Origin of the sequence: Streptococcus mitis SK564 (assembly GCF_000148525.1) — a bacterium.
In the GTDB taxonomy this organism is placed as follows: Bacteria; Bacillota; Bacilli; order Lactobacillales; family Streptococcaceae; genus Streptococcus; species Streptococcus mitis_H.
The window spans coordinates 61,292-75,231 of the sequence record NZ_AEDU01000009.1 but is presented as its reverse complement, the minus strand read 5'-3'; the positions used below and the strand labels follow the sequence as shown (position 1 = coordinate 75,231).

The 13,940-nt window shown below is 37.0% G+C and carries 13 protein-coding genes and 2 pseudogenes; 8 read left to right on the top strand and 7 right to left on the bottom strand.

Annotation, left to right across the window (positions count from 1 at the left end; translation table 11 throughout):
• Position 1: 1 nt before the first annotated feature.
• From SMSK564_RS06775 to SMSK564_RS06760, 5 genes are all read left to right on the top strand, one after another.
• Positions 2 to 982, top strand: a complete 981-nt coding sequence (locus tag SMSK564_RS06775; RefSeq protein WP_000895179.1) for an ABC transporter ATP-binding protein — start codon at positions 2 to 4, stop codon at positions 980 to 982.
• A complete protein-coding gene (locus SMSK564_RS0102250; RefSeq protein WP_000624863.1) occupies positions 975 to 1,775 on the top strand; it encodes an ABC transporter permease in 801 nt (266 codons plus the stop codon). Before SMSK564_RS06775 ends, SMSK564_RS0102250 begins: the two co-directional genes overlap by 8 nt.
• A gap of 233 nt (positions 1,776 to 2,008) precedes the next feature.
• On the top strand, positions 2,009 to 2,683 hold the full coding sequence (locus SMSK564_RS06770; protein ID WP_250850401.1) for a CPBP family glutamic-type intramembrane protease: 675 nt from the start codon (positions 2,009 to 2,011) through the stop codon (positions 2,681 to 2,683).
• Positions 2,683 to 3,513 carry a hypothetical protein gene (locus tag SMSK564_RS06765; RefSeq protein WP_001016194.1) on the top strand — a complete coding sequence of 277 codons (831 nt, stop codon included), beginning with the start codon at positions 2,683 to 2,685 and terminating at the stop codon, positions 3,511 to 3,513. The genes SMSK564_RS06770 and SMSK564_RS06765 overlap by 1 nt, the downstream gene beginning before the upstream one ends.
• A gap of 82 nt (positions 3,514 to 3,595) precedes the next feature.
• Entirely contained in the window at positions 3,596 to 3,847 is a 252-nt protein-coding gene (locus SMSK564_RS06760) for a PqqD family protein (RefSeq protein WP_000890592.1), read from the top strand.
• Between the two features lie 113 nt (positions 3,848 to 3,960).
• On the opposite strand, the pseudogene SMSK564_RS13630 reads toward SMSK564_RS06760, so the two are convergent.
• The 4 genes and pseudogenes from SMSK564_RS13630 to SMSK564_RS13625 all read right to left on the bottom strand — a co-directional run.
• Positions 3,961 to 5,376 (bottom strand): annotated as a pseudogene (locus tag SMSK564_RS13630) (IS66 family transposase); the annotation flags it as partial.
• Positions 5,360 to 5,554 (bottom strand): IS66 family transposase, encoded by a 195-nt coding sequence (locus tag SMSK564_RS06745; RefSeq protein WP_014017266.1) that lies wholly within the window; start codon positions 5,552 to 5,554, stop codon positions 5,360 to 5,362. The pseudogene SMSK564_RS13630 and the gene SMSK564_RS06745, both read right to left, overlap by 17 nt.
• A 169-nt stretch (positions 5,555 to 5,723) precedes the next feature.
• Complete coding sequence (tnpB, locus tag SMSK564_RS06740) at positions 5,724 to 6,074, bottom strand: IS66 family insertion sequence element accessory protein TnpB (protein ID WP_000974360.1); 351 nt, start codon at positions 6,072 to 6,074, stop codon at positions 5,724 to 5,726.
• A pseudogene (locus SMSK564_RS13625) lies at positions 6,055 to 6,239 on the bottom strand (hypothetical protein). Before SMSK564_RS13625 ends, tnpB begins: the two are co-directional and overlap by 20 nt.
• A 182-nt stretch (positions 6,240 to 6,421) precedes the next feature.
• Between SMSK564_RS13625 and SMSK564_RS06730 the strand changes: the two are divergent.
• From SMSK564_RS06730 to ftsY, 3 genes are read left to right on the top strand one after another with little or no spacing between them, the layout of a single operon-like run.
• Positions 6,422 to 7,213 (top strand): Cof-type HAD-IIB family hydrolase, encoded by a 792-nt coding sequence (locus SMSK564_RS06730; RefSeq protein WP_000594095.1) that lies wholly within the window; start codon positions 6,422 to 6,424, stop codon positions 7,211 to 7,213.
• Positions 7,213 to 8,031, top strand: a complete 819-nt coding sequence (locus tag SMSK564_RS0102240) for a Cof-type HAD-IIB family hydrolase (protein WP_000763434.1) — start codon at positions 7,213 to 7,215, stop codon at positions 8,029 to 8,031. The genes SMSK564_RS06730 and SMSK564_RS0102240 overlap by 1 nt, the downstream gene beginning before the upstream one ends.
• 3 nt (positions 8,032 to 8,034) lie before the next feature.
• Positions 8,035 to 9,318 carry a signal recognition particle-docking protein FtsY gene (ftsY, locus tag SMSK564_RS06725; protein WP_000522339.1) on the top strand — a complete coding sequence of 428 codons (1,284 nt, stop codon included), beginning with the start codon at positions 8,035 to 8,037 and terminating at the stop codon, positions 9,316 to 9,318.
• Positions 9,319 to 9,361: 43 nt separating this feature from the next.
• Here the strand turns inward: ftsY and zwf are convergent, their stop codons facing one another.
• From zwf to SMSK564_RS06710, 3 genes are all read right to left on the bottom strand, one after another.
• Positions 9,362 to 10,849 (bottom strand): glucose-6-phosphate dehydrogenase, encoded by a 1,488-nt coding sequence (gene zwf / locus SMSK564_RS06720; RefSeq protein ID WP_000096104.1) that lies wholly within the window; start codon positions 10,847 to 10,849, stop codon positions 9,362 to 9,364.
• A 150-nt stretch (positions 10,850 to 10,999) separates the two neighbouring features.
• Complete coding sequence (locus tag SMSK564_RS06715) at positions 11,000 to 11,740, bottom strand: amino acid ABC transporter ATP-binding protein (RefSeq protein WP_001096321.1); 741 nt, start codon at positions 11,738 to 11,740, stop codon at positions 11,000 to 11,002.
• Positions 11,740 to 13,905, bottom strand: a complete 2,166-nt coding sequence (locus tag SMSK564_RS06710) for an ABC transporter substrate-binding protein/permease (RefSeq protein ID WP_000726279.1) — start codon at positions 13,903 to 13,905, stop codon at positions 11,740 to 11,742. The genes SMSK564_RS06715 and SMSK564_RS06710 overlap by 1 nt, the downstream gene beginning before the upstream one ends.
• Positions 13,906 to 13,940: the final 35 nt, after the last annotated feature.

Here is a 13,940-nt window from a genome sequence, read left to right as displayed (position 1 = left end):
GTTGTTAGAAGTAAAAAATGTAAGTAAGCATTATGTTATAAAAAAAAGAAGCAAAATTTTTAGCAGTTCTAAAATTAAAAAGAATGCAGTAAAGAATGTATCAATAAATATACCTAAAGGAAAAATTATAGGAGTTTTGGGTGAAAATGGTGCAGGAAAGACTACTCTAATTAAAATGATGACGACATTGCTTCTACCGGATAGTGGAGAAATTTTACTAGATGGTAATGATATTAATGATGACCTGGCTCTTACAAGAAAAAAAATCAATGTTATTAACGGTGGTGAACGAAATCTTTATTGGCGTCTTACAGCTATTGAAAATCTTGTATATTTTGCCTCGCTATATAATATATCGAGGGATGATGCATTAAGTATCTCAGAACCATTACTAATTGAGTTCGGTCTGTGGGAAAGTCGCGATATTCCAGTTGAACAATATTCGAAGGGAATGAAACAGCGTCTTCAAATCATTAAAGGATTACTTAACAATCCTAGCTACCTCTTTCTAGATGAGCCTACAATTGGATTAGATGTTAGTGTTTCTAGGGATCTAAGAGAAAGAATTAAAGATATTGCTAATAATAAAAATAAGGGAGTTTTGCTCACAACACACTATATGGCAGAAGCTGAAGAATTATGTGATTATATTTATATACTGAACAAGGGTAGAATTATACTAGAAGGAACGAAAGACGAAGTACTGCAGAAGCTTTCTTTAGATAAGGAAGTTATTATTAATCTTATCGAGACTGGTACAGATGATCGGTCTATACTAAATCTGAATAATATATTTCCCGAAAGTGAAATAACTGATGTGGATGGAGAGTGTGTATTTAGGCTGAAGTTAAAAGATCGAGAGGTTACAGAAGTGCTAAGTACTTTAACGTCACATGGGTACAAATTCAATAAACTACAAGTAATTGAACCGTCTCTTGAAGACGCTATAATTAAATTAAAGAAAGAGAATAAAGATGATTAGTATGTTTAGGGCTGAATTGAGGAGAACATTATTAAACGATAGTATAAATCGCTTCTATTTATTTTCACTTATTATTTGGCCACTTTTTTCTTTTATCCATACGTTTTATAATTTGAGTTTGTTTCCTATTGAAAAATTAAAAATTGACAATATTAATTCAGAACAGCAGCTATATTATTTTATTTTTATAGGCTATTGTGTTTTTATACTATTTTCAAATGCTGTGCAAAGTTCATGGCGTCTTGGTTCGGAAAGAATTCAAGGTACATTAAGCCAAATATTTTTAGCTCCAATTAACAAAATAAGGTGGATATATATTAGAAGTTTTTCACTAGTTTTGAGTAACTCATGGTTTTTCATATTATTGTTTATTTTAGGTATTTTTTTATATAGCGAAAAGGATTTTATTTCCGTTCTTAAAATTACGTTAGCTATTATAATAATGATAGTAGCGGTATGGATTTGGTCCGCCTTCATTGCAAGCTTTTTCATAATAATGCGAGACGGGACATTATTATTTGTATTAATTCAAGGTCCACAAGATACTTTTAGTGGTGTCCAAGTACCTTTGAGCATATCCCCAAAATTTGTAAGAATTATTGGAAGCTTATTCCCTCTATCATATACAATCTCTTTACTAAGGGAAATACTAATTGGTCAATCCTTACTAAAAATATCATCAATTTTCTTTGTGTTTTTAGTAGTTAATATTTTAATAATATTAACTACAATAGTTGTGCTAAAACTTGGAGAGGCTCATTTAAGGAAAAATGGTAGTATCGATTTCTATTAATATTAACGGAAAGACTTGCCTTTTATTGCTATTTATAGTATACTTGTATAGTAATCATATATAATAAGAGTGTAGTTCTTAATTTTTAGAAAGGAGTATAGTGTATGGCAAAGAAAAAATACCAAACACCTAAAGTATCTGAGTTAAAATCAGCAGCTGGAATTAATGTTAAGGCTTAACAGGATTGTGTTATAGAGTTAATTTTAAAAACCATCTTAAGTCTAATACTTAAGATGGTTTTATCTTTTTTTAAAAAACAGGAGAAATCATTGATTAGACTAGTTTTAGCAATAATTGTTGTATTTTGGATTGCTTTGCCTCTATCTTATCAAATTCAAAGCAAAATTAGAGGTGATTTACTTTTACGTATTGTCAGGATATTAAGTATTAATATTCCATATCTAGCTATATTTCTTATTATAAAGTATCCATCATATAGTTTTTTTATAAATTATATGATTTTATTACCAATTATTTTAAGTATCATATATATTCTTATTGATTTTAAAAATTTATCTTATTCAAATAATCCTGCAATATTTTCATATTTTGGGGAGGTCAGGAAAGAACAATTATTATCACGTTTTAGCGAGGTTACCGTGATGCCTCTTATAGAGGAACTGTTTTATAGAGGAACAATCCCAATCACAGGCTCTATAAAGGAAATATTGATTATCTTTTTACTAACAACTTTATTGTTTAATCTAGCTCATTATATTGGACAGAGTAATGATATAACATTTCACTTGAAACTATTCATCCTATCTTTATTCTCATTTCTAATATACTATTTTACACATAATATTATTTATTCAATTATTTTCCATGTATTGTGTAATATACCTTGGTTTGTTACTAATTATAGAATGTACCTTTATAGCAAAAAACAAAAGAACGAGGTGTTTTAATGAATCATTTAAATAATAATGCTAAAAAATTAGCAGAAAATTTATTATCGAGATTTAGTATCTACGAGGAATTCAATATTCTTAATATAAATACAGTATTTGTTGCAGGTTCAATTTTTGAAGGTTTTGGTAATAGTCGCTCTGATATAGATATATTCATAATTTTAAATAGAATTGATGATCAAGTTCTAACAAGTTTTGTCAATCAAAATCAAGATTTTTCATTATTCAAACGTGAACATAAAAGAATGTTAACGATTACATATAGAGAGGTTGATTATGACATTGAGTTACATGAAGTAGATGCTATCCAGAATTATGCAGAGCTTGTTAATAGAGGACAAGGATCGAAATATAGTCCTTATTATGATTTTTTTCATCGATTAAAATTTGCGCAACCACTTGGTGGAGTAGAATTTTTTAGAAAATTAAAAAATTCTATAGACTATAACAAGTATAATTTGATTGTCCCTCTAGGAGTGAGGATGTATTATAGTATTAGAGTTACAGATATTCAAGGAGCTTTTGAAGAAGGAGCATATGACACTTCTCTATATATGGCATTGTCTTTGTTAGAAGACTGCATTAGTTCCTACCTTTCACTTTTTGGTGAGACTAATCCAAATAAAAAATGGTTAATTAAAAAAATACACAGACTTGAGAAATCTAACCAGCTGAATATCAGCTTAAGTGAATCAATGGTGATATCATACAATCAGATTGATTTTTCGGATGAACTAAGTTTAAAGGCTAAGACAGTCATAGTATTAAAAGAATGTCAAAAAATAAACTTAGAGTGCGAAAAATTAATTGCGCAATACACAGAATAAATCTATTTTGTGGCATTAGTGAAATAAAGTTTTTTATTAAAATATTGTAATTTAAATCATCAAAAGGAGAGGAGAACTAAGAATGTTAGAAAAGAATCCTTTTGTCACTGAAAAATATCAGGACAACAATTTATTCCTAATTTATAATAATAAGGTTCACATCCTTACAGGTATTGCTCCATTTATTTGGGAAAGCATCAGAAATGGAATCTCTAGGGAGTATTTGTTAGCAGAAATATTAAATAATTATGATGTAAAGGAGAAGAAAGCCGAAAAAGATTTAGAAAAAATTATCAAAAAATTATTGGTGTTAGGTGTCTTAACTGAAAAATAGGAATATATTCAAAACATCTAGTAATAATCTTTGTAAGCGCCCAATAACGAAGTATATTGAAAAATCTCCAGACTAGAGAACTCATTGACAGTTCCTAATCTGGAGATTTCTTATTTGCACTTTTCTTGTACAACTTTAATCCATGGTAAATAAACCTCTAAAACCTCTTTGTTTACGAGAGTTTCCTCGTTTGGAAGACATTCTAGAAGATAGGATAGATATTTTTCACTATTTAGTTGATGACGTTTAGCTGTTTCCAACAAACTCATAATAATAGCTGTTGCTTTAGCTCCTTCAAAACTTTGAGAAAACAACCAATTTTTACGTCCCATAACCAATGATTTAATGGCACGTTCAGCTAGATTATTGGAAAGGACCAGATGCCCGTCTTTCAAAATGGCCTTAAAGGTTTCTTCATACTTGAGACTGTATTCAATTGCCCTTCCTAGTTTTGAACCAGGTAAAACTGACTGACGCCGACACCAAGCAAAGAAGTCTTCCATTAGGGGGTGGAGCTCTTCTTGACGTTTCTGTAGTCGTTCATCAGCTGGCAAAACCTCCCAGTCTCTTTCCAAGGCAAATAACTGGTCACAATAAGCTAAACCTTTAGCTCCTAAGGATGATTTATCTGCTTGCTTGGGGGTCGCTTCAAAAAACTTCCTTCTCACATGTGCCCAACATCCAACAAGTTCAGCCTCTTCCAGTTGACGATAAGCTTCTAGCGGTTCGCAGTTTACCAAGCTTAGCGTCGCCTTGCTCCTAAACCTTGGACTGCTATCGCATAGGCAGAACTAGAGGACTAAAGTCCTAAGTTACTGCCGCAACATATCACAATGCACATATCCAGAATAATCTCCTAGGAATTCTTGTACTACCGAACCACTCCGACGCTGATCATGATGGTAAAGAGTGATGCCTTGTTCCTCAGTTTTCCCTGACAAAAAGGTCCAATAGTAGGTCAGATGGCTATCACTCTCTAAAACCCGATAAGAGGTTTCATCCGCATGAAGAAGAGATTGTTCTAACAACTTTTCTCGTAAAAGATTATAAAGGGGCTCCAAATAATAGTGACTCGTCTTGATATGCCAATTAGAAATTTCCTTACGTGTGATTGGTAAACCCATCTTAGCCCAATCTTCTTCTTGGCGATAATTGGGTACCTTCAGATTAAACTTCTGATGGATGGTGTGAGCGATAATAGAGGCTGAGCCAAGGCTATGCGCCAAAGGGGCTTTAGGGACAGGAGCTTTTACAATTTTATCACTTGGATTATTCTTACTGCATGCTTGGCACTTGTAAGCGTGTTGAATATGATCAACTCTTTTTAATTGCGCAGGAATAAAGACCAATTCTTGTCCTTGAAGGCTCGCTCCAATTTCTTTTAGCTCTCCCTGACAGTTAGGGCAAATGCAGACCTCTAAGCGATGATGAACTTCTTCTGAATTAAATTGGGCAAGAAGAGATTGACGTTTCCCTTTAACTTTCTTACGTTTGTAGGTGATTTCTTCTCTTTCAACTGGGTAAGTCAGAGTCTTCTTCCAGATTTTGTTCCTCCTCAAAAAGACTGAGTTGTCCAGAGGGGCAAACACTTTTCTCAGAGGATTTTCCATAGAGCTTTTGCGTTAGATAAGCCACTTGTTCACGCAGAAGGGCAAGTTCATTGGTGAGACTATCAATTATAGCACTCTGTTGTTGAATGATTTTCAATCTTCTCCCATAGACTTTCCTCCTTATTTCCTAACTTTATTATATAGTGTATTGAATCTATAACAGTACACCTTGACTGCTAAAATATTTCTATAAATTAATTTGACTTTCCTGATAGAGATGTTCATATCTTATTTCAATTCACTATACTAAAAAGAAAGTCCTCATTTCAATAGAAATCACGACTTTCTGATGAATTTATTTTGGGAGTGATAGAAAAGCCTTTCATAAGCCAGTTTACTTGTTCAGGTGTGAGAGCTTTGACATCCTTTTCTGTACTTGGCCAAGTCAGTTTACCGTTCTCAAAGCGTTTATAAAGTAGCCAAAATCCCTGACCATCCCAGTAAAGGGCTTTAAAGCGGTCTTTACGTCCACCACAAAAGAGAAAGACTTGACCTGAAAAGGGATCTAATTCAAAGTGGGTTTTAACGAGATAAGCTAGTGAATCAATGCCTTGTCTCATATCGGTTTTCCCACAAACGAGATAGACCTGCCCTAGGCTAGATAGATGAATTGCCATAGAGCAACACCTTATCCAAAAGTTTTTCTATCATTTCTTGATTGAGAGCTTGAAAAAACTGAGTTCAAGCTTTCCAATACGAACTGTAAGCAGAAGATCATTTCTCTTTTTAGAATCAAAACGATGAGATTGTGGAACCTCTACAGGAACAATAGGTTGTGGCATTACAATATCCTCCAATAGTTTTACTTTACTAATAGTATACAGGAGGTCTTCCATGAATGATAGATACCTTGTTATGACGCGCTTATGTTTATCAAGCGTCTAATCTCAAATGGATTAGGCGCTATTTGCTTTTTCTATGGTATAATAGAAGATGGATTTATTAATTGGAGTATGAAGAATTTATGATTAAACTAGTAGCAACGGATATGGACGGAACCTTCCTAGATGAGAAAGGACGCTTTGATATGGACCGCCTCAAGTCTCTCTTGGTTTCCTACAAGGAAAAAGGGATTTACTTTGCGGTAGCTTCAGGGCGCGGATTTCTATCCTTAGAAAAATTATTTGCTGATGTACGTGATGATATTATTTTCATCGCGGAAAATGGCAGTTTGGTAGAGTATCAAGGTCAGGATTTGTATGAAGCGACTATGTCTCGTGACTTTTATCTGACGACTTTTGAAAAGCTGAAAACGTCACCTTATGTAGACATCAATAAACTGCTCTTGACGGGGGAAAAAGGCTCTTATGTGCTAGATACGGTTGATGAGACCTATTTAAAAGTGAGTCAGCACTATAATGAAAATATCCAAAAAGTAGCGAGTCTGGAAGATATTACAGATGATATTTTCAAATTTACGACTAACTTCACAGAAGAAACGCTGGAAGCTGGTGAAGCTTGGGTCAATGAACATGTTCCTGGTGTTAAGGCTATGACAACTGGCTTTGAATCCATTGATATTGTTCTGGACTATGTCGATAAGGGAGTGGCCATTGTTGAATTGGCTAAAAAACTTGGCATCACAATGGATCAGGTTATGGCTTTTGGAGACAATCTAAATGACTTGCATATGATGCAGGTTGTGGGACATCCTGTAGCTCCTGAAAATGCACGACCTGAAATTTTAGAATTAGCAAAGACTGTGATTGGTCACCATAAGGACCAGTCGGTTATAGCTTACATGGAGGGCTTATAATGGCAGATATAAAATTGATTGCATTGGACTTGGACGGGACCTTGCTGACTACTGATAAAAGGTTGACGGATCGTACCAAGGCAACCTTGAAAGCAGCGCGTGATCGTGGTATTAAGGTTGTATTGACAACTGGTCGTCCCTTAAAAGCTATGGATTTCTTCCTCCATGAGCTAGGGACTGACGGCCACGAAGATGAGTATACCATTACTTTTAATGGTGGATTAGTTCAGAAAAATACAGGTGAAATCCTTGATAAGACAGTCTTTTCATATGATGATGTGGCACGCTTGTATGAGGAAACAGAGAAATTATCACTGCCTCTTGATGCTATTTCAGAAGGAACTGTTTATCAAATCCAATCGGACCAAGAAAGTCTTTATGCCAAATTCAATCCAGCTTTGACCTTTGTTCCAGTGGACTTTGCAGACTTGTCTAGTCAAATGACCTACAACAAATGCGTGACTGCCTTTGCTCAAGAACCCTTGGATGCAGCCATTCAGAAGATTTCTCCAGAATTGTTTGATCAATATGAAATCTTTAAATCACGTGAAATGTTGCTAGAGTGGTCACCAAAGAATGTTCACAAAGCAACAGGTTTGGCAAAACTAATCAGCCATCTTGGAATCGATCAAAGCCAAGTCATGGCTTGTGGAGATGAGGCCAATGACCTTTCTATGATTGAGTGGGCAGGGCTCGGTGTTGCCATGCAAAACGCTGTTCCTGAAGTCAAGGAAGTCGCAAATGTAGTGACGCCAATGACCAATGATGAGGAAGCTGTCGCCTGGGCTATCGAAGAATACGTGCTAAAGGAGAACTAAGATATGGGATTATTTGACCGTCTATTCGGAAAAAAAGAAGAACCTAAAATCGAAGAAGTTGTAAAAGAAGCTCTGGAAAATCTTGATTTGTCTGAAGATGTTGAGCCTGCCTTAACAGAAGCTGAGGAACTTCCTCATGAAGAAGCAGAGGTTGAAATTGTTGAACAAGCTTTGCTCCAAGAAGAGGAAATTCAAGACACAGTTGAAGAAAATAAGGATTCAGAGCCAGTTGTAGAAGTTCAACAAGTAGAAGAATTTCCAAACTCAGAAGAAGTCTCAGAGGAAGAGAATACTGAGCTCTTAGAGACTGTAGAAGAAAATAGTTCTGAAGTTCTTGAAGCAGAGACGCCTCAAGTAGAAGAGACTGTTCAGGAAAAATATGACCGTAGTCTTAAGAAAACTCGAACGGGCTTCGGAGCTCGCTTGAATACCTTCTTTGCTAATTTCCGCTCTGTTGACGAAGAATTTTTCGAGGAACTAGAAGAACTGCTAATCATGAGTGACGTTGGTGTCCAGGTTGCTTCTAACCTAACTGAGGAGCTACGATACGAAGCCAAACTTGAGAATGCCAAGAAACCAGATGCACTTCGTCGTGTCATCATTGAGAAATTGGTTGAGCTTTATGAAAAGGATGGCAACTACGATGAACGTATCCACTTCCAAGAGGGCTTGACAGTTATGCTCTTTGTTGGGGTTAATGGTGTTGGGAAAACGACTTCTATCGGGAAATTAGCCCACCGCTACAAACAAGCAGGTAAGAAGGTTATGCTAGTTGCGGCAGATACTTTCCGTGCAGGGGCGGTAGCTCAGCTAGCTGAATGGGGCCGTCGTGTAGATGTTCCAGTTGTAACTGGACCTGAAAAAGCTGATCCAGCCAGTGTGGTCTTTGATGGCATGGAACGTGCCGTAGCTGAAGGCATTGATATTCTCATGATTGATACTGCTGGTCGTTTGCAAAATAAGGATAACCTTATGGCTGAGTTGGAGAAGATTGGACGCATTATCAAGCGTGTTGTACCAGAAGCACCCCATGAAACCTTCTTAGCACTTGATGCATCAACAGGTCAAAATGCTCTTGTACAGGCCAAAGAATTTTCAAAAATCACTCCTTTAACAGGAATTGTCTTGACTAAGATTGATGGAACGGCTCGAGGTGGTGTTGTTCTAGCCATCCGTGAAGAACTCAATATTCCTGTAAAATTGATTGGTTTTGGTGAAAAAATCAATGATATTGGAGAGTTTAACTCAGAAAACTTTATGAAGGGTCTCTTGGAAGGCTTAATCTAATTAGAAGAAAAATCCTGCAAGGAACAAACTTGCAGGAAATTTTTTATTCTAAACGACCATCTTGACGATAGGCGATATCTGGTTGCCAAGTCCATTTGGCACCGAATTTTTCAAGTAAGTCAAAGCTTGCTTGAGGTCCCATGCTTCCAGCTTTATAATCATGAAGTGGGGCACCATTTTCAGCCCAGAGCTCTTCGATACGGTCAATCAATTTCCATGACGCACCAACTTCATCCCAGTGGCTAAAGTTAGTTGAGTTGTTGTTTAGGACATCATAAATCAATTTTTCGTATGGTTCTGGAGAAGCACCAGTTGCGGTCGCATCTGTACGGTAATCAAGTGAGTTAGGAGCCAAGTTAAATTCTTCTCCTACTTGCTTCCCATTTAGGCTAAGAGAGAAGCCTTCTGTTGGTTGGATATAGATGGTCAAAATGTTTGGAGCAAGTGGTTCTCCAAAGATAGAATCCATTTGTTTAAAGACGATGTTGACATGAGTTCCTTTTTCAGTCAGACGTTTACCAGTACGGAAGAAGAAAGGAACGCCACGGAATCGATCGCTGTTTACAAAGAAGGCACCAGATGCAAAGGTTTCAGTTGTTGATTCTGGATTTACATTTGGCTCGCTACGGTAAGAGATGTATTTCATGCCATCAATCTTACCTGAACGGTATTGACCACGGATAAAGTGTTCTTTAAGTTCTTCATCAGTTGGATGATAGAGGTTTTTAAAGACCTTAATCTTTTCAGCACGAATCTCGTCTTTTGTGAAGCTTGCTGGCTTGTCCATGGCAAGGAGAGAAAGAAGTTGTAGTGTATGGTTTTGTACCATGTCACGGAGGGCACCAGATTGGTCATAGTAGCCACCACGTTCTTCTACACCCAAGCGCTCCGCAAAGGTAATTTGAACATTGTCGATAAAGTCTTTGTTCCAAACGTTTTCAAAAATCAAGTTTGCAAAGCGAACTGCAAAGATACTTTGGATCATTTCTTTACCAAGATAATGGTCGATACGGAAAATTTGTTCTTCATCAAATGTTGCTAGGAGCTCGTCATTCAACTTGCTTGCAGTTGCGTAATCTGTACCAAATGGTTTCTCAACGATTAAGCGCTCAAAACCTTTACCATCCACAATGTTTTCAGACTTGAGGTGTTTTGCGATAGTTCCAAAGAACTGAGGTGCCATAGACAAGAAGAAGAGCTTGTTGTGTTCAGCTTGGTACTTGTCATTTAGTTCAGCCTGCAATTGACGCAAAGCAATGTAGTGTTCTGTATCGTTGACATCATGACTTTGATAGTAGAAGTGACTAGCGAACTCCTGAGCCTGTTCGGTACTATCTGCCAAATCAAGGATCGATTCGACTACAACAGATTCAAAATATTCCTTGCTCCAAGGACGACGGGCAGTTCCAATAACTGCAAAGTGCTCGGAAAGATTGCCGGATTTATATAGTCTAAAAAGGGAAGGGTAGAGCTTGCGTTTAGCCAGGTCTCCACTCGCACCGAAAATTGTAACAATAACCTTAGATGACATCTAGCTACCTAATTTCTATTTTTATTCCTAGTCTTGCTAGGTATGAGGAAATCTCATTTCATAAACTTAATTCTAACATAATTTTCCGAAAAATCAAAAAATCCAATACGAGATAGAAAAAAACTGCAAGGAAATCCTTACAGTTTAAGTTTAAACGTTTAAGACCTTGTCCAAGAACTCTTTCAGACGTGGGTGTTGTGGGTTGTCAAAGATTTGATCAGGTGTTCCGTCTTCAAGGAATTCACCATCTGCAGTAAAGATAACGCGGTTGGCAACCTGACGGGCAAATCCCATCTCATGGGTTACGATAATCATGGTCATGCCTTGCTCAGCCAATTCTTTCATAACGTTTAGTACGTCTCCAACCATCTCAGGGTCAAGGGCAGAAGTTGGTTCATCGAAGAGCATGATGTCTGGATTCATTGCTAGTCCACGAGCGATAGCCACACGTTGTTTTTGACCACCTGATAGGCTATCTGGGTTGGCATTAGCTTTATCTGCTAGTCCAACCTTTTCAAGCAACTCCATTCCCAATTTCTCAGCTTCTTCCTTAGTCATCAACTTGTGCTCAATAGGAGCAAAGGTGATGTTGTCCAAAACAGACATATGTGGGAAAAGATTGAAGTGTTGGAACACCATTCCGATATTTTCACGGACGTGGTCAACATTGGTTGTTTTTTCAGTTAAGTCATAGCCGTTCACAGTGATATGGCCGCTAGTGACTTCTTCAAGAAGATTAAGACTACGGAGGAAAGTTGACTTACCAGAACCCGAAGGACCGATGATACAAACAACATCTCCTTCATAGAACTTAGTCGTAATTCCTTTTAGGACTTCATTTTTTCCGTAGTTTTTGTGTAAATCATTTACATCAATTTTTAATTTTGCCATTAACGAATCCTCTTTTCTAAGCGTTTCGCTAGTCTAGTCAAAAGTGTGATAATTACAAGATAGAAGATGGCAAGGATTGCATACATCTTGAAGCTTTGGTAGTTACGGGCGATGATAATCTTACCAGTTTGGAAGAGTTCAACCAAACCGATAGCAGATACGATGGTCGTATCTTTAAGAGCGATAACGAATTGGTTGACAAAGTTTGGCAACATCAATTTAGTTGCTTGTGGCAAGATAATCTTACGCATGGTTTTTCCATAAGAGATACCCAAGCTTCGGCTGGCTTCCATTTGTCCAACTGGAACGGCTTGAATACCACCACGAACGATTTCAGCGATATAAGCGGCTGCATTGAGAGATAGGGCAATAGTACCGGCTACGAAGTCGTTAATTGGACTTTGTTGGCCTGTGATAGACTCGATGAAGTTTGGAATTCCCCAGAAGATGAAGGCTGCAAGAATCATCAATGGGATACCACGAATGACATCAACGAAAATCTCAGAAATCACACGAAGAGATTTGTATGGGCTAACGCTAAACATACCAAAAATAATCCCGATGACAATGGCAATAGCAAATGAGATAATAGCTAGAGCAAGAGTGATACCAAGCCCGCTAAGGAGCTGTTTGTAGTTATTTTGAAGCAAGCCCCAGATAGTTGTTTCGTCAACAGTGCTTGTTGAAGCAGTTGAAGACTCACTAGCTAGGTATTTATCAAGAATCTTTTGGAATTCTCCGTTTGCTTTAAGATTAGCAAGTCCGTTATTGAACATTTCAATCAATTCAGGATTTGATCCTTTTTTAACGGCAAAGGCTGTTTCACCGATTGGAGTTCCAGCGATTGGAGTTTTCAATTTTTGACCTTGACTGATAGAATATTTGAGAACAGGCTCATCATCCATAACGGCATCGATGGCACCAGTATTCAAACTGTCATACATTGAAGAACCATCAGCGAAGGTTTTGATTTTGTAGCCGTATTTGCTTTGATTTTTAGTTAGGAAGGTTTGAGAAGCAGTTCCGTTTTTAACACCAACTGTCTTCCCTTTCAAATCTTCATAAGAAGCAATGGTACTTGATTCTTTGACACCAAGGATTGTATTAGCAGTGTAGTAGGATTCTGAGAAGTCAAAAGTTGCCTTACGAGCATCAGTGACAGACATACCAGCAATGATACCATCAGCTTGACCAGCTTGAACAGCACTGATAGCGGCATCGAAACCAGGGTTGGTGATTTCAATTTCAAAACCTTGGTCTTTAGCGATTGCCTTAATCAATTCCATATCAATACCAGTAAATTGGTTACTTGAGTTTTGGAACACAAAAGGTGCAAAAGAAGAATCGCTGGCAATAATGTATTTAGCTTTAACAGGAATGGCTTTTAAGCCTGCTAGAGTAGTTGTGGTTGGCACTGCTGAAGATGATGAAGCAGTCCATTTCTTGATGATTTTATCAAGACTACCATCTTTTTTCATTTCAGCCAAGGCTTGGTTAAATTCAGTGACTAGGTGCTCGTATTTGCTTCCTTTTTTAACACCGAAAGCAAAACTTCCTACAGCTTCACCATCCATTTCAATATGGAGGTCTTGACCTTGGTTAATGGCATACTCGATAACAGGTTTGTCATCCATCATGGCATCGATGGCACCAGCACTCAAGCTGTTGTTCATCAAATCACTAGTGTCAAATGTTTTAATAGTAAAGCTGTATTTATCTTTGATTGTTTCAAGAAAACGTTGAGCAGCAGTTCCGTTTTTAACACCAACGGTTTTGCCAGTTAATTGGTCATATTTACTAATCTTGTGTGCCTTTGTAGTTGCAATGACAACTTTTGTGTCATAGTAAGTATCAGACATGGTGAAGACTTTTTCACGTTCTTTAGTCTTTGTCATCCCTGCCATGATAGCGTCAGCTTGACCAGCTTGAACCGCATTTACCGCTGCATCAAATCCAGGATAGGACATCTGAATGTTCCATCCTTTAATCTCAGCGACTTTGTTGATAATGTCAACATCAATTCCTTTATAAGTTTGATCTGAATCTTTAAACTCAAAAGGTGCATAGGCGGTATCAGAAACAATCTTAATCATTTCAGTTTTCGCAATACCTAATGAGAAAATTGGGAATAAAATTAGCAAAAATGCTAGAAATTTTTTCTTCATTTTTAGTCTCCTTTTCCGAATATTTTCCCATTATA

Coding starts and splice junctions, on each gene's coding strand:
- SMSK564_RS06760 (WP_000890592.1), top strand. CDS start 3,596: ATGTTAGAAAAGAATCCTTTTGTCACTGAAAAATATCAGGACAACAAT.
- SMSK564_RS06710 (WP_000726279.1), bottom strand. CDS start 13,905: ATGAAGAAAAAATTTCTAGCATTTTTGCTAATTTTATTCCCAATTTTC.
- zwf (WP_000096104.1), bottom strand. CDS start 10,849: ATGTCATCTAAGGTTATTGTTACAATTTTCGGTGCGAGTGGAGACCTG.
- SMSK564_RS0102250 (WP_000624863.1), top strand. CDS start 975: ATGATTAGTATGTTTAGGGCTGAATTGAGGAGAACATTATTAAACGAT.
- SMSK564_RS0102240 (WP_000763434.1), top strand. CDS start 7,213: ATGGCAGATATAAAATTGATTGCATTGGACTTGGACGGGACCTTGCTG.
- ftsY (WP_000522339.1), top strand. CDS start 8,035: ATGGGATTATTTGACCGTCTATTCGGAAAAAAAGAAGAACCTAAAATC.
- SMSK564_RS06715 (WP_001096321.1), bottom strand. CDS start 11,740: ATGGCAAAATTAAAAATTGATGTAAATGATTTACACAAAAACTACGGA.
- SMSK564_RS06730 (WP_000594095.1), top strand. CDS start 6,422: ATGATTAAACTAGTAGCAACGGATATGGACGGAACCTTCCTAGATGAG.
- SMSK564_RS06765 (WP_001016194.1), top strand. CDS start 2,683: ATGAATCATTTAAATAATAATGCTAAAAAATTAGCAGAAAATTTATTA.
- SMSK564_RS06770 (WP_250850401.1), top strand. CDS start 2,009: ATGGTTTTATCTTTTTTTAAAAAACAGGAGAAATCATTGATTAGACTA.
- tnpB (WP_000974360.1), bottom strand. CDS start 6,074: ATGGCAATTCATCTATCTAGCCTAGGGCAGGTCTATCTCGTTTGTGGG.